This is a genomic window from Variovorax sp. 10L426 (assembly GCF_056395305.1).
In genome coordinates, this window is the sequence record NZ_JBFTJF010000007.1 from 276,299 (window position 1) to 298,719 (window position 22,421).

Annotated in this window: 23 protein-coding genes; 5 read left to right on the top strand and 18 right to left on the bottom strand. The window is 65.3% G+C overall.

The window, feature by feature from the left end; genetic code table 11:
• Window position 1 precedes the first annotated feature (1 nt).
• The 7 genes from AC1DHL_RS13015 to AC1DHL_RS13045 form a co-directional block, all read right to left on the bottom strand.
• Window positions 2–820, bottom strand: a complete 819-nt coding sequence (locus AC1DHL_RS13015; protein ID WP_478162226.1) for a DUF3047 domain-containing protein — start codon at window positions 818–820, stop codon at window positions 2–4.
• A gap of 198 nt (window positions 821–1,018) precedes the next feature.
• A complete protein-coding gene (locus tag AC1DHL_RS13020; protein ID WP_478162227.1) occupies window positions 1,019–1,450 on the bottom strand; it encodes a YchJ family protein in 432 nt (143 codons plus the stop codon).
• 54 nt (window positions 1,451–1,504) lie between these two features.
• A complete protein-coding gene (locus tag AC1DHL_RS13025; RefSeq protein ID WP_478162228.1) occupies window positions 1,505–2,635 on the bottom strand; it encodes an acyl-CoA dehydrogenase family protein in 1,131 nt (376 codons plus the stop codon).
• Window positions 2,636–2,639: 4 nt separating this feature from the next.
• Window positions 2,640–3,824, bottom strand: a complete 1,185-nt coding sequence (locus tag AC1DHL_RS13030) for an acetyl-CoA C-acyltransferase (protein ID WP_478162229.1) — start codon at window positions 3,822–3,824, stop codon at window positions 2,640–2,642.
• Window positions 3,825–3,856: 32 nt separating this feature from the next.
• The gene (gene aceK, locus AC1DHL_RS13035) at window positions 3,857–5,668 is read right to left on the bottom strand and encodes a bifunctional isocitrate dehydrogenase kinase/phosphatase (RefSeq protein WP_478104702.1); all 1,812 of its coding nucleotides are present in this window, start codon (window positions 5,666–5,668) and stop codon (window positions 3,857–3,859) included.
• A 12-nt stretch (window positions 5,669–5,680) separates the two neighbouring features.
• Window positions 5,681–6,391 carry a carbonate dehydratase gene (can, locus tag AC1DHL_RS13040; RefSeq protein ID WP_478162230.1) on the bottom strand — a complete coding sequence of 237 codons (711 nt, stop codon included), beginning with the start codon at window positions 6,389–6,391 and terminating at the stop codon, window positions 5,681–5,683.
• A gap of 34 nt (window positions 6,392–6,425) precedes the next feature.
• The gene (locus AC1DHL_RS13045) at window positions 6,426–6,821 is read right to left on the bottom strand and encodes a MerR family transcriptional regulator (protein ID WP_478104705.1); all 396 of its coding nucleotides are present in this window, start codon (window positions 6,819–6,821) and stop codon (window positions 6,426–6,428) included.
• 95 nt (window positions 6,822–6,916) lie between these two features.
• On the opposite strand from AC1DHL_RS13045, the gene AC1DHL_RS13050 reads away from it, so the two are divergent.
• From AC1DHL_RS13050 to AC1DHL_RS13065, 4 genes are all read left to right on the top strand, one after another.
• Window positions 6,917–7,978 (top strand): MBL fold metallo-hydrolase, encoded by a 1,062-nt coding sequence (locus tag AC1DHL_RS13050; RefSeq protein WP_478162231.1) that lies wholly within the window; start codon window positions 6,917–6,919, stop codon window positions 7,976–7,978.
• Entirely contained in the window at window positions 7,975–9,315 is a 1,341-nt protein-coding gene (locus tag AC1DHL_RS13055; protein ID WP_478162232.1) for a leucine-rich repeat-containing protein kinase family protein, read from the top strand. Before AC1DHL_RS13050 ends, AC1DHL_RS13055 begins: the two co-directional genes overlap by 4 nt.
• 34 nt (window positions 9,316–9,349) lie before the next feature.
• Window positions 9,350–10,237 (top strand): pseudouridine synthase, encoded by an 888-nt coding sequence (locus AC1DHL_RS13060; RefSeq protein ID WP_478162233.1) that lies wholly within the window; start codon window positions 9,350–9,352, stop codon window positions 10,235–10,237.
• A gap of 100 nt (window positions 10,238–10,337) precedes the next feature.
• Complete coding sequence (locus AC1DHL_RS13065; RefSeq protein WP_478104710.1) at window positions 10,338–11,108, top strand: SDR family oxidoreductase; 771 nt, start codon at window positions 10,338–10,340, stop codon at window positions 11,106–11,108.
• 34 nt (window positions 11,109–11,142) lie between these two features.
• Here the strand turns inward: AC1DHL_RS13065 and AC1DHL_RS13070 are convergent, their stop codons facing one another.
• The 10 genes from AC1DHL_RS13070 to AC1DHL_RS13115 all read right to left on the bottom strand — a co-directional run bounded on the left by AC1DHL_RS13070 (window position 11,143) and on the right by AC1DHL_RS13115 (window position 21,099).
• A complete protein-coding gene (locus tag AC1DHL_RS13070) occupies window positions 11,143–11,634 on the bottom strand; it encodes a GNAT family N-acetyltransferase (RefSeq protein ID WP_478104712.1) in 492 nt (163 codons plus the stop codon).
• A 50-nt stretch (window positions 11,635–11,684) separates the two neighbouring features.
• Window positions 11,685–12,704 carry a D-cysteine desulfhydrase gene (locus AC1DHL_RS13075; RefSeq protein WP_478104713.1) on the bottom strand — a complete coding sequence of 340 codons (1,020 nt, stop codon included), beginning with the start codon at window positions 12,702–12,704 and terminating at the stop codon, window positions 11,685–11,687.
• Window positions 12,705–12,749: 45 nt separating this feature from the next.
• Window positions 12,750–13,409 carry an amino acid ABC transporter permease gene (locus tag AC1DHL_RS13080; protein WP_478104714.1) on the bottom strand — a complete coding sequence of 220 codons (660 nt, stop codon included), beginning with the start codon at window positions 13,407–13,409 and terminating at the stop codon, window positions 12,750–12,752.
• Between the two features lie 75 nt (window positions 13,410–13,484).
• The gene (locus AC1DHL_RS13085; RefSeq protein ID WP_478104715.1) at window positions 13,485–14,282 is read right to left on the bottom strand and encodes a transporter substrate-binding domain-containing protein; all 798 of its coding nucleotides are present in this window, start codon (window positions 14,280–14,282) and stop codon (window positions 13,485–13,487) included.
• 235 nt (window positions 14,283–14,517) lie between these two features.
• Window positions 14,518–15,408, bottom strand: a complete 891-nt coding sequence (locus AC1DHL_RS13090) for a M48 family metallopeptidase (protein WP_478162234.1) — start codon at window positions 15,406–15,408, stop codon at window positions 14,518–14,520.
• Window positions 15,409–15,425: 17 nt separating this feature from the next.
• Window positions 15,426–16,190, bottom strand: a complete 765-nt coding sequence (locus tag AC1DHL_RS13095) for a lysophospholipid acyltransferase family protein (protein WP_478162235.1) — start codon at window positions 16,188–16,190, stop codon at window positions 15,426–15,428.
• Window positions 16,190–16,765 carry a D-glycero-beta-D-manno-heptose 1,7-bisphosphate 7-phosphatase gene (gene gmhB, locus AC1DHL_RS13100; RefSeq protein ID WP_478104721.1) on the bottom strand — a complete coding sequence of 192 codons (576 nt, stop codon included), beginning with the start codon at window positions 16,763–16,765 and terminating at the stop codon, window positions 16,190–16,192. The genes AC1DHL_RS13095 and gmhB overlap by 1 nt, the downstream gene beginning before the upstream one ends.
• Window positions 16,766–16,776: 11 nt before the next feature.
• Window positions 16,777–18,918, bottom strand: coding sequence for a glycine--tRNA ligase subunit beta (gene glyS, locus AC1DHL_RS13105; protein WP_478162236.1), 2,142 nt, complete (start codon window positions 18,916–18,918; stop codon window positions 16,777–16,779).
• A gap of 3 nt (window positions 18,919–18,921) precedes the next feature.
• Window positions 18,922–19,827 carry a glycine--tRNA ligase subunit alpha gene (glyQ, locus tag AC1DHL_RS13110; RefSeq protein ID WP_478104724.1) on the bottom strand — a complete coding sequence of 302 codons (906 nt, stop codon included), beginning with the start codon at window positions 19,825–19,827 and terminating at the stop codon, window positions 18,922–18,924.
• Between the two features lie 201 nt (window positions 19,828–20,028).
• Entirely contained in the window at window positions 20,029–21,099 is a 1,071-nt protein-coding gene (locus AC1DHL_RS13115) for an asparaginase (RefSeq protein WP_478104725.1), read from the bottom strand.
• Window positions 21,100–21,277: 178 nt separating this feature from the next.
• Here AC1DHL_RS13115 and AC1DHL_RS13120 point away from each other — a divergent pair, with 178 nt between their 5' ends.
• Window positions 21,278–21,964: a TetR family transcriptional regulator C-terminal domain-containing protein gene (locus AC1DHL_RS13120; RefSeq protein WP_478104726.1), complete on the top strand. Its 687-nt coding sequence runs from the start codon at window positions 21,278–21,280 to the stop codon at window positions 21,962–21,964.
• 25 nt (window positions 21,965–21,989) lie between these two features.
• Here AC1DHL_RS13120 and AC1DHL_RS13125 read toward each other — a convergent pair whose 3' ends face one another.
• Entirely contained in the window at window positions 21,990–22,343 is a 354-nt protein-coding gene (locus AC1DHL_RS13125) for a hypothetical protein (protein ID WP_478104728.1), read from the bottom strand.
• Window positions 22,344–22,421: the final 78 nt, after the last annotated feature.

Consider the following 22,421-nt stretch of genomic DNA (forward strand, 5'->3'; position numbering starts at 1 on the left):
GCTATTGCGCAGGTTTCGCTGCGGCCGGGGCAGGCGCCGCAGCGGGTGCGCCGCGCAGGTCGACGTCGGAAAAATAGGAAATCCCGTGAGCCTTGGTGTTGTCCGCGTCGGCTTGAATCGCGACGCCCACCACGTCCGGCAGCAAATCGCCCGCCTCGCCGCCGAAGGCTCGCTTGTAGTCGGCCTGCAGGTTGCGGCGCTCGGTCAGCCAGCCGCCTGCCTTGTCGGTCGCGCCCGATTCGATCACGTCCATGCGAATGCGCTTGGTGAAGGCGTTGTCGAATTCGCTGCCCTTGCTTTCCTTGACGTCCCAGACGTAGCACAGGGTTTCGGTGGGCACCGCTTCGCCGGTCGAGCCTTTCGCCAGCGCCAGCTTGGTGCGCTCGCCCACCGACAGCCGGTCAGACGGGAAGTCGAAGAAGACACAGATCTTGGCCGCGCCGTCGTCGCCGCCCTTGGTGCGCAGATCGGCACCTTCCACGAATTCCTCGACCTTCCAGCGCCAGGCGAGCGTGGCCTCGTCATTGAGCTGAACCCGCGTGGGATGGACCAGGTTGCCGTAGGACTTGTCGGCATCGACCTTGAGCACCTTCTGGCCATCGAGCTGCGTGATCTCGAACTTCGTCGGCGCCTTGTTGGGCAAGGTCGTGAAGCGCCACGGCGCGGGCGCCTGCGGACCCGGCGCGGTCGAGAACGGCGTCAACACGCCCTCGGCGCGCGCGGCTGGGGCCGCCATGCAGAGCAGCGCGGCCGCAGCAGGCAGCGCCGCCGCGGTGATCGAATGCCGTCCGCGTCCAAACCGGAATCTCGTGTTGTCCATGGCTGGCCTCTATGGCTGGTGGTTGGGAGATGGGCACCATGCGCCCGCCGACACGGAGTGTGATCCAGGCGCGCCGCAAGATAAATACCCCATTGGGAATCGCTCTGTCTCCCGCCAGCACACAATCGCCCGGCGCTACGCAATCAATAGCACCATCCGCAGGCGCTACGCCAGCGCCAGCTTCATCGACCCGATCGGTCAGCCCAGGTCGCCGTCGACGTAGAACCAGCGATGGTGAGCCCCGTCGATTTCGCGGACGAAGCGGCTGCGCTCGTGCAGCCGGGTAGCCACGCCGGCGCTGCTGCGCTGGCGGGCGACGAATTCGACCTCCGCATGGTCGGCATCGAGCACCGAGCGCGAGCGCACATCGAGGCCAAGCCATTTGACGCCCACCTCGAAACTGACCGATGCCGGACGCGTCGAGGGGTGCCAGGTCGCAAGCAGGTAGTCGGCGCGCTCGCGGACGAAGGCCGTGTAGCGCGAGCGCATGAGCGATTCGGCGTCGGGGGCCGGCGTATTGTCGAATTCGTCGACGTAGCGACCGCAGCACTGCCCGTAGACGAGCGGCAGCTCCCTTCGGTCGCGGCGCCCGCAGGGACAGGGAATACGGGCAGGGTCGGGTGCGGGCATGGGGGATGTTGGCGAGGGGTTCAGCGCGTATTGTGCAGACCCCCGCATAAACCCTTAGGCCAACGCGCGCTGAATCAGCAGCTTCTGGATGTCCGAAGTGCCTTCATAGATCTGGCACACACGCACGTCGCGGTAGATGCGCTCGAGCGGAAAGTCGTTGACGTAGCCGTAGCCGCCCAGCGTCTGGATCGCCGCGCTGCACACGCGCTCGGCCATCTCGCTCGCGAAGAGCTTGGCCATTGCCGCTTCCTTGAGGCAAGGCCGGCCGGCATCGCGCAGGCTCGCGGCATGCCAGATCAGCTGGCGCGCCGCTTCGATCTGCGTGGCGCAATCGGCCAGCCGGAAGCCCACCGCCTGCTGGTCGAAGATCGCGCCGCCGAAAGCCTGGCGCTCCTTGGCGTAGGCAACGGCCACGTCGAAAGCGCTGCGCGCCATGCCCACGCTCTGGGCGGCGATGCCGATGCGGCCGCCTTCCAATGCACCGAGCGCGATCTTGTAGCCTTCGCCTTCCTGTCCGATCAGGTTCTCGGCCGGAATGCGGCAGCCGTCGAAGTTGATCTGCGCGGTGTCGCTCGAGTGCTGGCCGAGCTTGTCTTCAAGGCGCGCGACGTTGTAGCCCGGCGCATCGGTCGGCACGATGAAAGCGCTCATGCCGCGCTTTCCCGCGCCCTTGTCGGTGACGGCGATCACGATCGCGACCTGCCCGTTCTTGCCGCTGGTGATGAACTGCTTGACGCCGTCGATCACCCAGCCTTCGCGGTCCTTGCGCCCCGTGGTGCGCAGCGACGATGCATCGCTGCCGGCCTGCGGCTCGGTCAGACAGAACGCACCGAGCATCTGACCTCGCGCCAGCGGCTGCAGCCACTTCTTCTTCTGCTGCGCGTTGCCGTAGCGCATGAGGATGGCATTGACCGGGCAGTTGGTGACGCTGATCGCGGTGCTGGTGCCGCCGTCGCCGGCAGCGATTTCTTCCAGCACCAGCGCAAGCGTCAGGTAGTCGAGCCCCGCGCCGCCGTCTTCTTCCGGCACGCAGATGCCGTAGGCGCCGAGTGCCGCCAGGCCGGTGTGCGCCTCCTTCGGAAAGCTGTGCTCGCGGTCCCAGCGCGGCGCATTGGGCCAGAGTTCGGCTTGTGCGAATTCGCGCACGGCGTCGCGAATCGCTTCCTGGTCAGTGGTTAGCAGCATGTCTTCAGAGGAGTTCGATCGCCACCGCGGTGCCTTCGCCACCGCCGATGCACAGCGTCGCGACGCCGCGCTTCTTGCCACGCTGCTGCAGCGCATGGATCAGCGTGACCATGATGCGCGCGCCGCTCGCACCGATCGGATGACCGAGCGCGCAGGCGCCGCCGTGCACGTTGACGATCTCGTGCGGCACCGAGAGCTCATGCATCAGCGCCATGGGCACCACGGCGAAGGCCTCGTTGACTTCCCAGAGATCGACGTCCTTCACGCCCCAGCCGGTCTTCTTGAAGAGCTTGGCGACTGCGCCGACCGGTGCGGTCGAGAACCACTCCGGCTGCTGCGCATGCGTGGCATGGCCGACGAGTCGCGCGATGGGCTTCGCGCCGTACTTCTTCGCGGTGCTCTCGGTCATCATCACCAGCGCGGCGGCGCCGTCGTTGATCGACGAGCTCGATGCGGCGGTGATGGTGCCGCCATCCTTCTTGAAGGCGGGCTTGAGCGTCGGGATCTTGTCGAGCTTGACCTTGCCAGGGCCTTCGTCGATGTCGATCACCGTCTCGCCGCCACGGCCCTTCACCGTCACTGCCGCGATCTCGGCCTTGAACGCGCCCGACGACGTCGCAGCCTTGGCGCGCTCGACGCTGGCAATGGCGAAAGCATCCTGCTGCTCGCGCGTGAACTTGTACTTGGCTGCGCAGTCCTCGCCGAAGGTGCCCATCGAACGACCCGGCTGGTAGGCGTCTTCGAGGCCGTCGAGCATCATGTGGTCGAAGATGCGGTCATGGCCCATGCGATAGCCGCCACGGCCCTTGAGCATGAGGTAGGGCGCGTTGGTCATGCTCTCCATGCCGCCGGCGACCATGACTTCGTGCGTGCCCGCGAGCAGCATGTCGTGCGCGAGCATCGCCGCCTTCATCGCGGATCCGCACATCTTGCTGAGCGTCACCGCGCCAGCGCTGTCGGGCAAACCGCCCTTGTAGGCCGCCTGGCGTGCCGGCGCCTGGCCCTGGCCCGCCATGAGGCAATTGCCGAACAGCACCTCGCCGACGCTGTCGGCCGAGATGCCTGCGCGCTCGACAGCGGCCTTGATGGCGACGCCGCCGAGGTCATGCGCCGCGAGAGAAGAAAAGTCGCCCTGGAAGCCGCCCATTGGGGTACGGGCTGCGCCGACGATCACGATCGATTCGCTCATGGAGATGCTCCTTCAGTGGTCTTGAAAAGTTGTCAGAAATAGGGGTTGTGACTGTCGTGACGAAAGCGGTGTGCCTCGTCATAGGGAAACACGTCCAGCATGTGGCCCGCCTGGATGCGCTGCTTGTGGCTCTGCCAGAAGGCCGCGTCGAGCAGGTCGGCGTGGTGTGCCATGAAGGCTTCACGCACACTTGCGTTGCCGAGCAGGAAAGGCCCGAAGGTCTCCGGAAAGACATCCTTGGGGCCGACCGAATACCAGACCTCGCCGCTCATCTCTTCCTCTTCGTTGTGCGGTGTCGGCACCTTGCGGAAGTTGCAGTCGGTGAGGTATTCAATCTCGTCGTAGTCGTAGAACACGACCTTGCCGCCACGCGTGACGCCGAAGTTCTTGAACAGCATGTCGCCCGGAAAGATGTTGGCGGCCACCATGTCCTTGATCGCATTGCCGTACTCGATCACCGCATGCTCGAGTTGCTTGCTCGCGCGATGGGCGTGATCGGGGTGATCGAGCTGGTCGAATGCCTCCTGCAGGTAGATGTTGAGCGGAATCATGCGGCGCTCGATGTAGACGTGCTTGACCACGACTTCCATCTCCCCATTCCCGTCGCGGTCGCCGATCTCGAGCTGGCTGGGCGCGAACTTCCTGATCTCCTCGATCAGTTCGGGCTCGAAACGGTCCATCGGAAAGCCCACGTCGCTGTACTCCAGCGTGTCGGCCATGCGCCCCACCCGGTCGTGCTGCTTCACCAGCATGTACTTGCTCTTGATCTGCTCGCGCGTGGTGTCCTTCTGGGGCGGAAAGAAGTCCTTGATGAGCTTGAACACGTACGGAAAGGACGGCAGGTCGAACACCAGCATCACCATGCCCTTGATGCCCGGCGCGCTGCGAAACTTGTCGGTCGAATAGTTCAGGTGATAGAGAAAGTCGCGGTAGAAAAGCGTCTTGCCCTGCTTGGCGAGTCCCAGCGCGTTGTAGATCTCGGCGCGCGGCTTCCTGGGCATCAGTGATCGCAGGAATTGCACGTACGCGGAAGGCACTTCCATGTCGACCATGAAATACGCGCGCGCGAAGCTGAAGAGCATCTGCAGGTCTTCTTCGCCGAAGAGCGTTGCATCGACGTAGAACTTGCCTTTTGCGTCGTGCAGGATCGGCAGCGAAAAGGCCAACTCGGTGAACCCGTTGATGATCTTGCCGACCACGTACGCACCCTTGTTCCGATAGAACAGCCCCGACAGCACCTGCACCTGGAAATTGGCACGCAGCTTGACCTGGTGATAGCGCCCGAGGATCGTGGCCGCCACGCGCTCCGCATCGCGGCGCATGTTGGCGTAGCCGCCTTGCAGCGCGTAGTCCTCCAGGATGCACTCGATCGTATCGGCCAGCGTTTCCTGCGCCGGGTAGTACGCACGGTAGGTCGGCGCCCCGCGCGGCTCGAGGTACTCCGTGCTGATGGCTGGCCGCACGAAGATGAAGTCGTTCTGGAAGTACGCCCGATGCAGGATCTTGGTGGTCACCGAGTTGAAGAAGGTCTCGGCCAACTCCGGCTGGTGGTGTTCGACCAGAAGGCCGATGAAGTGCAGCTTGACCTGGTGCCAGACGTCCATCGGCTGCTCGCCCGCCTTGAATTCCTTCTCGAGCCGCGCCACCGCTTCGTTCACGCGCAGGTCGTAGAACTCGATGCGCTCCCGCTGCGCGCGCTGTTGCCCATGCCAGTCCGCGGTCTCGAAACGATGCTTGGCACGCGCCGATTCGGCCCGAAAGAGCCTGTAGTGCCGGTCGAAGCCGTCGCGCATCGCCTTGGCGATGTCGTAGGCAAGCGGCGAGTCGAGGCGCTGCGGGAACATGTCTTCTGGCGACTACTTGATGTATTCGGAAGGGGATGCTTCGGCAGGCTTGCTCCACTTGTAGCGGATGCGCTGCACCGCGGCGCGGTACTGGTTCTCGATCGGCTTGCTGCCGTCGACCGTGATCTCGAGGTCCTGGATGAGACCGTCGTGCACGCCGAACGCCCAGCCGTGGATGGTGACGGCCTGGCCGCGGCTCCACGCATCGACCATCACCGTGCTGACGGACACGTTGACCACCTGCTCGGCGACGTTCAGTTCGCACAGCGCATTGGCGCGGGACGCTTCGGGCAGCGTCTCCAGCATCACGCGATGCCGGTCGCGCACGTCCTGGATGTGACGCAGCCAGTTGTCGGCAATGCCGATGCGCGCGCCTTCGAGCGCCGCCTGCACGCCCGAGCAGCCGTAGTGGCCGACCACCATGATGTGCTTCACCTTCAGGCGCTCGACGGCGAACTGGATCGCCGACAGCGCATTGAGGTCGGAGTGCACCACGATGTTCGCGACATTGCGATGCACGAACACCTCGCCCGGCTCCAGGCCGGTGATCTGGTTCGCCGGCACGCGGCTGTCGGAGCAGCCGATCCACATGTAGCGCGGGGTCTGCTGCTTCACCAGGCTCGTGAAGAAGCCGGGCCGGTCGCGCTCCATGCGCGCGGACCATGAACGGTTGTGGGCAAACAGGTCGTCGAGGTTGTCGAGGTTGTCGGGTGCGTTTTCCATGATTTCGAATGTTTTGAATGGTGGGATGAGGTGTTCAACGCGCCTTCGGCTTGGCGGCGCGCGCGAGCGCGGCACGCGCCTGCTTTTCCTGCTCGCGGATCTCGTCGATATTGGCCTGCACTTCGGCCAACTGCGCTTCCAACTGCTCGCGATGGGTGCCGAGCACGCCCAGGAAGCGCTGCAACTGCAACGCCGTGTCGCGCGGACTGTCGTACATGTCGAGGATTTCCTTCACCTCCGTCAGCTTCAATCCGAGACGCTTGGCACGCAAGGTGAGCGTCAGGCGGGTGCGGTCGCGCGGGGTATAGATACGCTGCAGGCCCGCTCGCCGAGGCGCGAGCAAGCCCATGTCCTCATAGAAGCGGATCGCCCGCGTGGTGAGGTCGAACTCCTTGGCGAGCTCGCTGATGGTGAAGGTTTGCGACTGCATGAGAATGGCGGAAAACGGTTGTGACAGCAGGTTGAAGCGGCACTGCCTACAATGGTGGCTCCTTGCCATGACGTTTACGTTAACGTCAATCGTACATGAACCTCCTCGAACGCGAACTCCATTACCCCCACGGCGACACATTGCCGGCCCCCGGGGAGGCGCTTGAAGTCGCTCCCGGCGTGCGCTGGATCCGCATGGCGCTGCCCTTCGCACTCGATCACATCAACCTCTGGCTGCTGCGCGACACGATCGACGGCGTCGAGGGCTGGACGGTGGTCGACTGCTGCATTTCCCACGAGGCGTCGCGAAAGCAGTGGGAACAGATCTTCGAAACACAGCTGCAGGGCCTGCCGATCCTGCGCGTGATCGTGACCCACATGCACCCCGACCACATCGGCCTGGCCGACTGGCTGTGCAAGCGCTGGAATGCGCCGCTGTGGATCAGCTCGACCGACTACCACGTCGCGCGCGTGCTCACCTCCGCCGGCGACACACTGGCCGGCGGCGACGCGGCCGCGGACTTCTTCGCAACGCATGGTCTCACCGACCCGGAAGCGATTGCCAAGATTCGCGCACGCAGCAACTACTACGCCAACATGGTGCCCGCGGTGCCCGAGAACTTCGTCCGCATGATGGACGGCGACGTCATCCGGATCGGCGGCCGCGGCTGGCGTTGCATCAGCGGCTATGGCCACGCGCCGGAGCACATTGCGCTGTACTGCGAGGAACTCAACGCCTTGCTCGGTGGCGACATGATGCTGCCGCGCATTTCGACGAACGTGAGCGTGCACGCCGGCGAGCCCGAGGCCAATCCGCTGCGGCTCTTCCTCGACAGCATCGAGCGCTTCAAGACCTTGCCGGAGGACACGCTGGGCCTGCCTTCGCACGGCAAGCCGTTCACCGGCATCCACCGTCGCGTCGAGCAGCTCAAGGAGCACCATCGCGACCGACTCGCCGAACTGCTCGAAGCCTGCGTTGCCAAACCCCACAGCGGCGCCGACGGCCTGCCGATCCTCTTCAAGCGCGCGCTCGACCTGCACCAGATGACCTTCGCAATGGGCGAGACGGTCGCCCACCTGCATCTGCTGTGGTTCTCGGGCCAGGTGCAGCGCCGGCGCGGCGAGGACGGGATCTACCGGTTCGGCGCGTTCGCATGAACACCCTGAGCCAACTGCGCACGGGCCAGTTGGCCGGGTCGCGGCGGCTGAAACTCAGCTGCGGTCTCTCGGAATTTCCGCGCGAAATCTTCGATCTGGCGGACACGCTGGAAGTGCTGGACCTTTCGGGCAATGCACTCACCGCCCTGCCCGACGACCTGCATCGGCTGCACGGCCTGCGGGTGCTGTTCTGCTCCGACAACCGATTCACCGCGCTTCCGGAAGCCCTCGGCCGGTGCCCTCGACTCAGCATGGTCGCGTTTCGCTCGAACGACATCCGCGACGTGCCGGCGGCCTCGCTGCCGGCCGAATTGCGCTGGCTGATCCTGACGAACAACCAGATCGAAGCATTGCCTCCCGAACTCGGCCGCTGCACGCAGTTGCAGAAGCTGTTGCTCGCCGGCAATCGCCTGCGCGCCCTGCCGCCCGAAATGGCGGCCTGTCGCGCGCTGGAGTTGGTACGGATCTCCGCCAACGAGCTCGACGCCCTGCCCGCGTGGCTGCTCTCGCTGCCGCGCCTCTCATGGCTCGCTTTCGCGGGCAATCCCTTCGACGAAGGGCCGGAAGCGACGGTGCTCGAAGCGCACCCGACCGCATCGATCGAGTGGCGCCAGCTCTCGATGCAGCACAAGCTGGGCGAAGGCGCTTCCGGCGTGATCCATCAGGCGGAATGGCGTCAGCCGGATGGCAGCGCGCGACCGGTTGCAGTGAAGCTCTTCAAGGGCGCGGTGACCAGCGACGGCTGGCCCCACAGCGAGATGGCCGCCTGCATCGCGGCCGGCACGCATCCCAACCTGATCGCGGTGCTCGGCCGCGTTCAAGACCACCCCGAGGCGACACCCGGCCTTGTGTTGAAGCTGGTGGATGCCGGTTTCGGCAATCTGGCCGGTCCGCCCAGCCTTGCGTCGTGCACGCGCGACGTCTACGCAGACGGCGCGCGTTGGCCTGTTCCCACTGCCTCGCGCATGGCCAGCGGCATCGCGTCCGTCGTGGCCCAGCTGCATGCGCGCGGCATCCTCCATGGCGACCTGTACGCCCACAACATCCTGTGGAACGGCGAGGGCGACGCCATGCTGGGTGATTTCGGCGCGGCATCCTTCCTGCCGGGTGACGACAACGCGCGAGCCGATGCGCTGCAACGTATCGAGGCGCGCGCCTTCGGCTGTCTGCTCGAAGAGTTGCTGGCGCATTGCGTGCCCACAACGCCGGACGAGGACGCCACCGTCGCACTCCTTGCCGACCTTCAATCGCGCTGCATGGACACCGAGGTCATGGCGCGCCCGGCCTTTTCCAAAATGGCTGCCGCCCTGGCCGTCGCCGGGCCGACCGGCCACTGAGCGCGCGCTCGCGATGCACACCTTGCCGTTGCCCATGCGAGACGGCGTCGGCCCAAGTTGCGTCGCCCTTCCGACCGGCGACTGGCCGACGATCGCGGCTTTCCTGCTGCAGCGCTTCGCGGCGATTCCGCGTGCGACATGGGAAGCCCGCATCCAGGCCGGCGAGGTGGTCGACGAACACGGCGCGCTCGTCACCGAGACGCGGCCCTACGAGCCCCGGCTGCGCGTCTACTACTACCGCAGCCTCGAAGCGGAGCCCCGCATCCCGTTCGAAGAGCGCATCCTGTTCCAGGACGAGCACCTCCTGGCCGTCGACAAACCTCATTTCCTGCCCGTCACGCCGGTCGGCAAGTACGTGCAGGAAAGCCTGCTCGTGCGCCTGAAACGCAAGCTGGGCATCGAGGATCTCGCACCCCTTCACCGCATCGACCGCGAAACGGCCGGGATCGTGCTGTTCTCGGTGCGGCGCGCGACCCGTGGCGCCTACAGCGCACTGTTCACCGATCGGGCGATCACCAAGCAGTACGAAGCGATCGTGCACCGGACCGGCGACCGCATGCCGCCGGCCGTGCATCGCAGCCGCCTTGCGCCGGACGCTCATTTCATGCGCATGAGAGAGATCCCGGGCGAGCCCAACGCCGAGACCCGCATCGAGGTGCTGGGAACTGGTGACGCCTGGGCGCACCTTGGCCTCTCACCCGTCACGGGACGCAGGCACCAGTTGCGCGTGCATTGCGCCGCGCTCGGCATGCCGATCCTGAACGACGCCATCTATCCCGTGTTGCTCCCCGAGGGCAGCGACGATTTCGACCGGCCCTTGCAACTTCTGGCCAAGGCGCTTCGCTTTCGCGACCCGGTCAACGGCGTCGAGCGCAGCTTCACGAGTCCCCGATCGCTCGCACTGCCGCTGGCGCCAATGTGACGCCGCTCGGCGACACGGCGCACTAAGCTTGCAGAAGGCGGCTGCCTTGCGAGGCAGCTTCAGAGCGGCGCCCGCGCCGGAAATCCAGGAGACACGCTACATGGACACGACCCAACTTTTCTCGCTCAAGGGCCGCACTGCCCTCATCACCGGCGGCTCGCGCGGCATCGGCCGCATGATCGCCGAAGGCTTCCTGGCGCAAGGCGCCCGCGTCTACATCTCGGCCCGCAAGGCCGACGCCTGCAATCAGACCGCCAAGGAACTCTCAGCCTTCGGCCATTGCGTTTCGCTGCCGGCCGACGTGTCCACGCTCGAAGGCGCGCAAGCCCTGGTCGACGCCTATGCCAAGCACGAAGGCTCGCTCGACATCCTGGTCAACAACGCGGGCGCCGCATGGGGCGCCCCGTACGACGAGTTCCCCGAAAGCGGTTGGGACAAGGTCGTCGACCTCAACCTGAAGACGCCCTTCTTCCTGACCAAGGCGCTGACGCCGATGCTCAGGAAAGCCGCGACGGACCATCTCGCCAAGGTGATCAACATTGCGTCCATCGACGGCATCTCGGTGAATCCGCAGGAGACATACTCGTATGCGGCGAGCAAGGCGGGACTGATCCAGCTGACGCGCCGGATGGCGCTGCGTCTGGCGCAGGATCGCATCGTGGTCAGCGCCATCGCTCCGGGCGCCTTCGCATCCAGCATGAACAAGGATGCGCGCGACCATGGCGATGAAGTCAAGGCGCGGATTCCGGCGGGCCGGATCGGCGAACCGGAAGACATGGCGGGTGCGGCGATCTACCTGGCCTCGCGTGCGGGGGACTATGTGATGGGGTCGACGCTGATCGTGGATGGCGGGGTGACGCACGCGCGCTGAGGGGGCATCGGTGGGCCGCCTGGGTCGTCGGCTCCTAGAGTTCCATCACCATTTCGTGCCAAGCCATTCCGCCGTGCTCGGAATCCGAAGGCTTGACGTAGCGGTATCCGAGCCGCGTGTACAACTCGACATGCTGGTCCTTGCACATCAGGTGGATGGCCTTCTTGCCCATCCGCCTCATTTGCTCGACGAAAGTACGCATCATCGACGTCGAATATCCCTTGCTCTGATGGGCAGGGTCGATCACCACCGACATGATCACCACGTGAGGCGCCTGTGCGTCGTGCCCGATCAGTTCCTTGAAGGATTCGTCGGACATCACGACTTCGTGCGCGCATCCACTATTGATGAAACCGATAACTTCCCCCGCCAGTTCCATGATCAGAAAGCCCTGGGGGTATTGCGCGATTCGCGTGGCGATCTTCTCCCGCGTGGCAGCTTCGTCCCCTTCGTAGGCCGAGCTTTCGATTTGATAGCAGCGCATGGTGTCCGAAGGAACAGCCTGCCGGAAGATGGGTGTCGTCATGGGCGGTCCTGGTCCGACCTCCGTTTGCGCAGCTCTGCGGCGCACAACGCTTATTGCTTGCCGACGCACGCGTCGCGATAGGCAAACAGTGCCGGAGCTCCCCCTGTGTGCAGGAACACCACCGGGCTGTCACCTTCGATGCGGCCACGGGCAATGCCGTCGAGCAGGCCGGCCATCGCCTTGCCGGTGTAGACGGGATCCAATAGCAGCCCTTCTGTTGCTGCCGCAAGACGCACCGCGTCCATGCCGCCGCGATTGGGCTCTCCGTAGCGTGGCGCGAAGTACTCGTCCCACAGATCGATACGCAACGCTGCCGGCACCTCGACGTTGAGCAACTCGCTCGTGCGATCGACAAGGCTCGCCACCTTCGGGCGCTGTTCGGTGTCGGTTCGCGATACGGTGACCCCAATCACGGCAGTCGAAGGCATCGTGTACGCAAGCGCCAACGCCATGCCCGCATGCGTACCCGCGCTTGCGGACGCGAGAACGACGGCCGAAGCGTCCAACCCCAAGGTGCGAATCTGCTGCGCCAGCTCGATGCCGGCCCGCACGTAGCCCAGCGCGCCGAGCGCATTGGAACCACCGATGGGAATCACGTACGGGCGGCGGCCTTCGTCACTCAGACGGCGCGCCGCGTCACGCAGTTGCCTGTCCGCATCGTCGAGGCGGTCGACTTCCTGCACGCGAACGCGGAACAGATCCATGAGAAGCCGATTTCCATTCTGCAAGTAGTCATCGCGGGCAGTATCGATCGGATTTTCGAGCAGGGCCATGCACTCCATCCCGAGGTGCGCCGCGACCGCCGCCGTCTGCCGTACATGATTCGACTGCACGGCCCCGGCGGTCACGAGCACGTCCGCCTTTTGGCGGATCGCGTCGGCGACAAGGTATTCGAGCTTGCGCAGCTTGTTGCCACCCATGGCCAGCGGCGTGAAATCGTCACGCTTGACGTAGATGTCACGGCCCACATGGGCAGAGAGACGTCGCAGGCGCTGCAGCGGCGTCGGTGCGTCGATCAATCTCAAGCGGTCGACGGCGTCGAGCTTGGCAGTGAGTAAATTCGTTTCCATGCCTGTTCAATTCCTTCACGCGTTCAGCCGGTCGACGACGGATGCTCAGCGCGTCGACGGCAGCGCGACGCGCCTTTCGACGTGTACCTGAAGCCGCGACAGCAGCGTGCTCAACACCCAGTAGATTGCTGCGGCCGCGAGGTATAGCGGAAGCGGACGGAATGTTGCTGCGATGATTTCCTGCGTCGAACGCAGCAGCTCCGTCACGGTAATGACGGAGACGAGCGACGTATCCTTGATCAGGCTGATCAGCGTATTCCCAAGGCTCGGAACGGCGAGACGCAGCGCTTGCGGACAGACGATGTAGCGCAGGGTCTGAATGTGGGTGAGGCCGAGGCTGTGCGAAGCCGCCCACTGGCCGGGGCCGATACCAAGGATCGCGCCGCGCATGCTCTCGGACAGATACGCGCCGGCGTTGAGGGTCAGCGTGAGAATACCGGCCGACGTCGGTTCGAGTGCAATGCCGATGTCGGGCAGTCCGTAGTAGATGACGAACATCTGCACGAGCAATGGCGTGCCGCGCATCAGGCTGACATAGCCTTGCGCGACCGCGGATAGCACCCGGTTATTCCCGATGCGCGTGATTGCGACCACGAGGCCGAGGAGCAACCCCAGCACCATCGATGCGACTGCGAATTTCATCGTGAGCACTGCTCCCGTCGCGAGGACCGGGAGCGAGCGTACGACCAGATGGAACGCTTCCATGAATGGACTCCAGACCATTGCAGGACACGTCGGCGGCGGAATGCCCGCCGACGCGCCCGCGAATCGGGGACGCTACTACGTGTTGGGGGTCGTGACGTCGATGCCGAACCACTGCATCGAGATCTTCTTCAGCGTGCCATCCTGGCGCAGCGAGTCGAGCGCGTCGTCTAGCGCCTTTGCGAACTTCGGATTGCCCTTGCGGAACGGGATGCCCATCTGCGTCTCGCCGCCCTTGATCGTCGCGCCCGTCCGCAGCGGCAGATTCGATTGCTTGATCAGATACGGCAGCATCAGCCGGTCATCCATGCTGACGTCGTTGCGGCCCGCCGCGAGGTCGCGCAGCTTTTCGGGTGCGCCAGGGTACGTCTTCACCTCGACGCCCTGCAGCGTTTTCGCGAGATCGGCGAAGTTGGTGCCGAGCGTGACGCCGATCCGTTTGCCCTGCAACGCGCCCGGCGCGCCATAGTCGTTCTTGTCGTCCGCACGCTGGATCAGTTGCGCGGCGGAGTAGGTGTACGGCTTGCTGAAGTCGAGGGCTTCCTTGCGCGCTGGCGTGATCCCGACCTGGTTGACGATCACGTCGAACTTGCCGGCTTGCAGGCCGGCAAGGATCCCGCTCCATTCGGTCGTGATGAACTGCGGTTTCACGCCGAGCCGTGCGGCGACCGCTTTCGCCACATCGACGTCGTAGCCCACGAGCTCGCCTTCGCTATTGCGGGAGTCAAACGGTGGATACGTACCTTCCAGTGCGATCTTCAAGACACCGGCCTGCTTGACCGTATCGAGGAGATCCTCTGCGTGTGCGGACGCGACACCGCCGGCCAGCAGCATGGCGGCGATCGCTGAAAAGAACAACGGCTTGCGTACTTTCATCTCTGTTTGTCTCCATTGGTTAGGCTCGCCCTCGGGCGGCTGCAATTGTGCAGCAGACTGGGCAACGAAGCTTCGCGGTCAGATCACGCTGCGCCCCGACGAACTGGGCCAGTTGAAGGCAGGCTTACTGGCAAAGCCGAGGACCATCTCGCCGTGCTGTCCAAGCAGGCCACCAAGGCGACCATCGCATTGCTCGCCACGGAACGTGTGCCGGCTCAAGCCGTTTGAAGCGCATTCACCAGCGCGGGACCGGCTCTTCCTTGAGTTGCTTACGCAGCACCTCGTAGTCGGGCACCACGCTTTCGACGGTTCCCCAGAAGCGCGGGCTGTGGTCCATCACGCGCAGATGGCTCAGTTCGTGCGCGACGACGTAATCGATCACCGGCATCCGGAAATGCACCAGCCGCCAGTGCAGCCGGATGGCGCCGTCGGCACTCGCACTGCCCCAGCGCGTAGACGCGTTCGACAACGAGAGCTTGTTCCACCGCACGCCGAGGCGCGGCGCGAAGTGGTCGAGCCGCTCGATGAAGAGGCGCCGCGCCTGCCGCATGAGCCACGCTTGCGCGGCATCGCGGATCTGCGCAGGTGTCGCGTTGTGGGCAAGGGCTATGCGGAGCGTGCGCGGCCCATCGTCCGCTACCGCGTCGAGCACCGCGCCGATGCCGTCGAACGCATGATGCGGATCGAGCCGCACCACCACCTGCTCGCCCAGGAAGGGAAAGGTGACACCGTCCTTCCACTCGATGCGCGCCGCTTCGAGGCGCTCCTGGCGCTGCTGGGTTTCGGCCAGCTTGCGCAGGATCCAGTCGGATTTCTCGACCACCGCGGCGTCGACGTCACGCAATGCCACCCAGCGCGGCGCACGCACCGACAAGCCCTCGGCGCCCACCACGAAGCCAATGGTGCGACGCTTGCCGCGTGTGAACTCGAACGCCACGCGTGCATTGCCCAGCAGCAACTCGCGCGAGGCGCGGGGATGAACGAACTGCGCGGGGCTCAGCGCGTCGGCCAGCGGAATAGGGGGCCGCTGAGGGCCGGGCGCCGGTGCGTCGACCTGAGGTGCGCGCGGCGGCTCGACGGCGGGAACGTCGAAGAGATCCAGCGTGAACTGCAACAGAGCGCGCATGTCGGGATCAGCCAGGATCAGACCGTGGTCGACGCCGCCACGGGTACGGGGGCATAGGCCTCCGGATCGAGCCGGCGCATTTCGCCTTCGATCCAGGCTTCGACCTCGCGCATCAACTCGTCGGGACGCCGTCCAACGCTCGAGATGGCCGGCCCGATCGACACATCGACCACACCGGGACGCTTGATGAATGCCTTGCGCGGCCAGACCTTGGCCGAGGTCACGGCGACGGGGATCACGGGCACGCCGGTCTCGCAGGCCAGCCGCGTTCCGCCGGTCTTGTAGTTGCCCTTCTGGCCGCGCGGAATGCGCGTTCCCTCCGGGAACATGATGATCCAGATGCCCTGTTCGAGGAGCTTGCGTCCCTGCGCGACGACCTTGTTGAAGGCCTGCTTGTGCTGGCTGCGGTCGATATGGATCATGTCGAGTCGCGCCATGGCCCAGCCGAAGAAGGGCACGTAGATCAGTTCCCTCTTGAACACGAAGGCCAGCGGGTGTGGCATCAGCGTCGGCATCAGGAAGGTCTCGTAGGTCGACTGGTGCTTGACCAGGAGCACGGCGCCTGCCAGCTTGTCGGTGGGCAGGTTCTCCATGCCGGTGACGCGGGTGCGGATGCCGAGCAGCACGCGCGCGCCGCCGATGGCCCAGTTGAGCCAGCGCACGGCCATCCAGTACAACGGGATACCGCGCTTCCAGAGTGAGCTGACGCACATGATGATTCCCCAGGGAATCACGGTGACTAGCATCCACAGTGCGTGGATCACGGATCGGATCAGGGACATCAGATGGCCAGCTTCAGGGCGGCTTTTTCTTCGCGGTCCAGCAGGAAATCGACAAAGGCCGGGAGATCTTCGTGGACGCGCGTGTTGGATGGATATTCGGGCGGCAACGGCACGCCGCGGCAGGCGGCGCCCATGCCGGTCAGCAGCAGGTGCGGTTCGCACCCTGCGGCCGCGCCGGCCTGAAGGTCGCGCAAGCTGTCGCCGGCGGTCGGCACCTGGGCCAGGTCGACGCCGTAGCGCTCGCCGATCTGGTGGAACAGGCCCGGCTTGGGCTTGCGGCACTCGCAGTTCTCGTCGGGGCTGTGCGGGCAATAGAACACCGCGTCCACGCGCCCCCCGACGGCCGCGAGCATCTTGTGCATCTTGGCGTGCATCGCGTTGAGCGACACGACGTCGAACAGCCCGCGCCCAAGGCCGGACTGGTTCGACGCGATCACGACGTGCCAGCCTGCGTGGTTGAGTCGAGCGACCGCTTCAAGCGCGCCGGGCAACGGCGTCCATTCGATGTCGCTCTTCACGAAGTCCTCGCGATGCACATTGAGGCTGCCATTGCGATCGAGGATGACGAGTTTCATGATGATCCGCTTCAGGCCGCGAGCCGCTCGAGCTGCGCTACGCGGTTCATCGCACCGTGCAGCAGCATCAAGAGGCCGAGGCGGTTGAGCCGCAGGTCGGATTGTTCGGCATTCACCATCACACCGTCGAAGAAGGCGTCGACCGGATCGCGCAGTGCGGCCAGGGTCTGCAGCGACGCGGTGTAGTCGCCCTGGTCGAACTGGGCATTGGCCGTCGGCACCACGCGCTGCATCGCGGCGTGCAATGCCTTTTCGGCCGGCTCCTGAAGGAGCAGTTCGCTCACGTGGGCATCGGCTTCGGGCGACTTCTTGAGGATGTTGCCGATACGCTTGTTGGCGGCGGCCAGCGCGGGCGCTTCGGGCAGTGCGGCAAAGGCGCGCACGGCGGCGAGCAGCTTCGGCACTTCGCCGAGGCGCTGGGGGCGCGGTGCGAGCACGGCTTCGACCTCCTGCGCGCTGGCGCCCTGCTCGCGCAGGCTGCCGGCGAGGCGGTCGTAGATGAAGGCTTCGAGCGCGTCGGTCGGATCGATCAGCGCAATATCTCCGGCTTTCGGGCCGCCGAACGCGGCAAAGGCTTCGATCAACACGACGCGGAGTTCGAGCGCCAAACCGCGTTCGGTCAGCATCCGGATCACGCCCAAGGCATGGCGGCGCAGCGCGAAGGGGTCGCGGTCGCCGGTCGGCAGGTTGCCGATGCCGAACATGCCGACCAGGGTTTCGAGCTTGTCGGCCAGCGCGACGACCACGCCGACCATGTTGCGCGGCAACTCGTCGCCGGCGAAGCGCGGCCTGTAGTGGTCTTCGATGGCATCGGCCACTGCGGCATCGAGACCGTCGTGCAGCGCATAGTAGCGTCCCATGATCCCCTGCAGTTCCGGAAACTCGCCGACCATGTCGGTCACCAGATCGGCCTTGGCCAACTGCGCGGCCTGGGTGGCTTGCCGCGCCAGCGTGGCGTCGCCGAGGCGCTCCGCGAGAGCGCGCGCGATGCGCATCACGCGCTCCACACGTTCGCCCTGCGTGCCGAGCTTGTTGTGATAGACCACCTTGGCCAGCGACTCGACGCGCGAGGCCAGCGACTTCTTGCGGTCCTGGTCAAAGAAGAACTTGGCGTCGGCGAGGCGCGGGCGCACCACGCGCTCGTTGCCGCCGATCACTGCGCTCGCATCATCGGGGCGGATGTTGCTGACGACCAGGAACTTGTTGGTCAGGCGGCCCGAGGCATCGAGCAGCGGGAAGTACTTCTGGTTGGCCTTCATCGTGAGGATGAGGCACTCCTGCGGCACATCGAGGAACTCGCGCTCGAACTCGCACACCAGCACATTCGGCCGTTCGACCAGCGCAGTGACTTCGTCGAGTAGCGCGTCGTCGTGAATCGGCTGCGTGCCGCCACCGACCTTTACCGCCGCTTCGGCGAGCTGACGCGCAATCTCGAAACGACGTGCCTCGAAACCCGGGATGACGGCGCCGTCATCCATCAACTGTTCGGCGTAGCTGTTGGCATCGCGCAGTGCGATCGGATCGACGGTCGCTTCGAACCGGTGGCCGTGGGTTTCACGTCCGGCCTTCAACCCCAGCGCCTCGACCGGCACGACGGCGTCGCCATGCAGCGCCACCAGACCGTGCGCCGGACGCACGAAGCTCACACTGGTCCAGCCAGGGAGCTCGCAGCTGGTTTCGAGCTGATAGCTCATGACCTTCGGGATCGGCAGCTTGGCGATGGCCTCGGCCAGTGCCTTCTGCAGGCCCTCGGCAAGGGTCGCGCCCTTGGCGGTGCTCTCGAAGAAGAGCGCTTCCGCCTTGCCATCCATGGCACGGCGGAGTTCGGGCACGGCGCTCGCGTCGGCGCCGAGCGCTGCGAGCCGCTTGAGAAGCGCGGGCGTGGCATTTCCCGCTGCATCGAGGCCCACGGCGACGGGCATGAGCTTCTGCGAAACCGCCTTGTCTGCCGCCTGCGAGAGGACGTTCGTCAAGTGCGCCGCAAGCCGCCGCGGCGACGCGTAGGCCGTGAGCACCGAACCGGCATCGGCCAGCCCTGCAGCCACCAGTTGATCGCGCAGCACGGTCGCGAAGGCATCGCCCAGTTTCCTGAGCGCCTTGGGGGGAAGTTCCTCGACGAAGAGTTCGACGAGCAGGTTGTTCTTTGTGGTCATCGCTCAGGCCGCCTTCTTCGAGATCTGTGCGACCCACTCGCGCGGCGCCATGGGGAACCCGAGCCGCTCGCGGCTTTCGTAGTAGCTCTGCGCGACGCTGCGCGCGAGATTGCGGATGCGGCCGATGTAGGCCGCGCGTTCGGTCACGCTGATTGCGCCGCGCGCGTCCAGCAGGTTGAAGCTGTGGGCTGCCTTGAGCACCTGCTCGTACGCCGGCAGCGCGAGCTTCTGTTCCATCAGGTGCTTGGCCTGCTTCTCGTGCGCAGCGAAGGCGGTGAAGAGGAAGTCGGCGTCGCTGTGCTCGAAGTTGTAGGTCGACTGCTCGACTTCGTTCTGCTTGTAGACATCGCCGTAGCTGAGGCCGTCGGTCCAGGTCAGGTTGTAGACGTTGTCCACGCCCTGCAGGTACATCGCGAGGCGTTCGAGCCCGTAGGTGATCTCACCGGTGATCGGCCGGCAGTCGATGCCGCCGACCTGCTGGAAGTAGGTGAACTGCGTCACCTCCATGCCGTTGAGCCAGACCTCCCAGCCCAGCCCCCAGGCGCCGAGCGTGGGGTTTTCCCAATCGTCCTCGACGAAGCGGATGTCGTTCTTCTTGAGGTCGAAGCCCAGGGCTTCGAGCGAGCCCAGGTACAACTCCAGGATGTTGCTTGGCGCCGGCTTCAGCACCACCTGGTATTGGTAGTAGTGCTGAAGACGGTTCGGGTTCTCGCCATAGCGGCCGTCCTTGGGCCGGCGGCTCGGCTGCACATAGGCGGCCTTCCAGGGTTCCGGCCCGAGCGCGCGAAGAAAGGTGGCGGTATGCGAAGTGCCCGCGCCGACCTCCATGTCGTACGGCTGGAGCAGCGCGCAACCCTGGTCGGCCCAATAGGCCTGGAGCTTGAGAATGATTTGTTGGAAAGTCAGCATGGTGAGCCCAATGGCCGGCCGGAGAAGTACCCCGGCCCGACGAACGGGCCATTTTAGGGTTGCCAGCCCCTCCGAACGCATGGCTGCCAGGCGTTCCAACGAGATGCCAGAAATACCGCGGATCCGGCTCCGCCGGTCCGCCGGTATTGCCCCCTGCAAGGGGGTGGGCGGCTACACGAAGTGAGCCAACCTGGGGGTGTATCAATACTCCCAGAAGATCCGCTGCAGCTCCTTGGTGTCGCTCGTCTTGGTCAGGGCGACCATCGCAAGAATCCGGGCCTTCCCCGGACGCAGGTCGTGCGCCACGACCCAGTCGTACTTGTCGTCGGGCTGCTCGGCATTGCGGATCACGAAGCCGTCCGGCACGCGCGAGCTGCGGATCACGATGATGCCGTCGCTGCGCACCTTCTGCAGGTTGGCCACGTTGCGGTCCGCCACCGATCCATTGCCGGTGCCGGCATAGACCAGGGCCTTGATGCCGCTCTTGGCCAATGCGTCGACGGCCGTCGTCGGCACGTTCTGGTAGCCATAGGCGATGTCGACCGCCGGCAGCGCGGTGATCTGGTCGATGTCGAACTCCGATTGCATCGTGTGGCGCTTCACCGGCGCGCGGAACCAGTAGTTGCGGCCCTCGACGATCATCCCCAGCGCACCCCATTGGCTCTTGAAGGCTTCGGTCTTGATGTTGACTGTCTTGTTGACGTCGCGCCCGGTGTGAATCTCGTCGTTCATCACCACAAGCACGCCTTTGCCGGCGGCATCCTTGCTGGCCGCCACATTCACGGCATCGAACAGGTTCAGCGCGCCATCGGCCGACAGGGCGGTGCCGGGACGCATCGACCCGACCACGACGATGGGCTTGGGCGTATGCACCGTGAGTGTCAGGAAGAAGGCGGTTTCCTCGATCGTGTCGGTGCCGTGCGTGATCACGATCCCGTCGACGTCGGCCTGCTTCGACAGCGCGGAGACGCGCTTGGCGAGGGTCAGCAGGTTGTCGTTGGTCAGGCTTTCGGACGCGATCTGGAACACCTGTTCGCCGCGCACGTTGGCCACCTTGGAGAGCTCGGGCAAGCCGGCGAGAAGCTTGTCAACGGGCACCTTGGCAGCCGCGTAGGTGGCGCTGTTGACAGCCGATGCACCGGCGCCGGCGATGGTGCCGCCGGTCGCAAGGACGACGACGTTGGGCAAGGCCGTCTGCGCATGCGCGATGGCGCTGGCAGCGAGCAGCGCAGCCGCGCCCGCGAAAGCACGAAATCGGGAGGCGAAGTACATAGGAGCTCCTTTTGATGGTTGTGCTGTGAAGCGGCGAGACGATATCGAAACCGCGCCCCAACGGCACACTCGCTCGATGCCAAGCACGCATGCCGTCATGCGGGCGTCACGAAGCATGCGACGGGGACCGGATTCGGGCAAGCGCTACCATCAACGGCGACATCTCTCGATTCAAGCGATGACGACCGACTCCTCCATTTCCGTGACCGACCAGATGCCGGCGCCGAACGGCCCGCTGTCGCGGGCACGGGCGCGGGCACGTCCGGGGCGCGAACGCATCATGGCGGCGATCCGCGCGGCGGCCATCGCCGAATTCAGCCTGCACGGGCTCAAGGGCACGTCAACGCAGGCGATCGCGGCGCGCGCCGGGCTGACCAAGCCCCAACTGCACTACTACATCCCCGGCAAGGAAGAGTTGTACGAAGAGCTGCTGATGCAGGTCCTGCACGACTGGAAAGTGGTCTTCTCCTTCGAGGACCGTTCGGGCGACCCCGGTGCGGTGCTGGGCGACTACATCCGCAAGAAGCTCGACCACGCCTTCGACAACCCGGAAATCTCGCGCATCTTCACGCGCGAGGTGCTCGACGGCGGCCACAACCTGGAGCGCTACTGGCCCAACGCACGGGCCTGGACGCAGAAGAAAGTAGACATCATCAACGGCTGGATCGCGCGCGGGCTGATGCGGCCGCTGGATGCGCGGCTGCTCCTGATGCACATCTGGGCCATGACCCAGAGCTATGCCGACTACGCGCTGCAGACGCGCGTCATGCTGGGCCTGCCGTCCGACGCGCAGATAGACCGCGAGCCGATCGCGCGCGAACTGGTCGCCTTCGTGACCCACGGCTGCGGCATCAGGACCCCGTAGCCGTCGAAGGATTCGGCCCCGCGGCTCACTCGCCGCTCGCGGTCGAAGCGCTTGGCGGGTTCGCTGAAGCGACGGGAGGCGCCACCTGCGATTCGAGGACTTCGGTCGGATGAACGCCAGTGTTGGCGCGGGTGGCCTCGGCTTGAACCTGATTGCGGTCGGCGCCGGCCACTGGCGGCGCCGCCTGCGATTCGAGCACCTCGGTCGGATGAACGCCGGTGTTGGCCCGCACTGCGTCTGCCGCCACCGCATCGCGCGACATGGTCGAGTGCGACATCTGCGGATAGTCGGGATCGGCGTACCCGCCTGCATGCGCGAACGAGGCCAACACGAGCGCCGGCACGGCGGCGGCGCACAGGGTAACGATATGAACCTTCATGAGAGTCTCCTTGAGTGACGACGTTTCACTCTAGGGCGCGCCAATTACCGCCCTCTGAGGACTCGCTTAGCGCCGCAT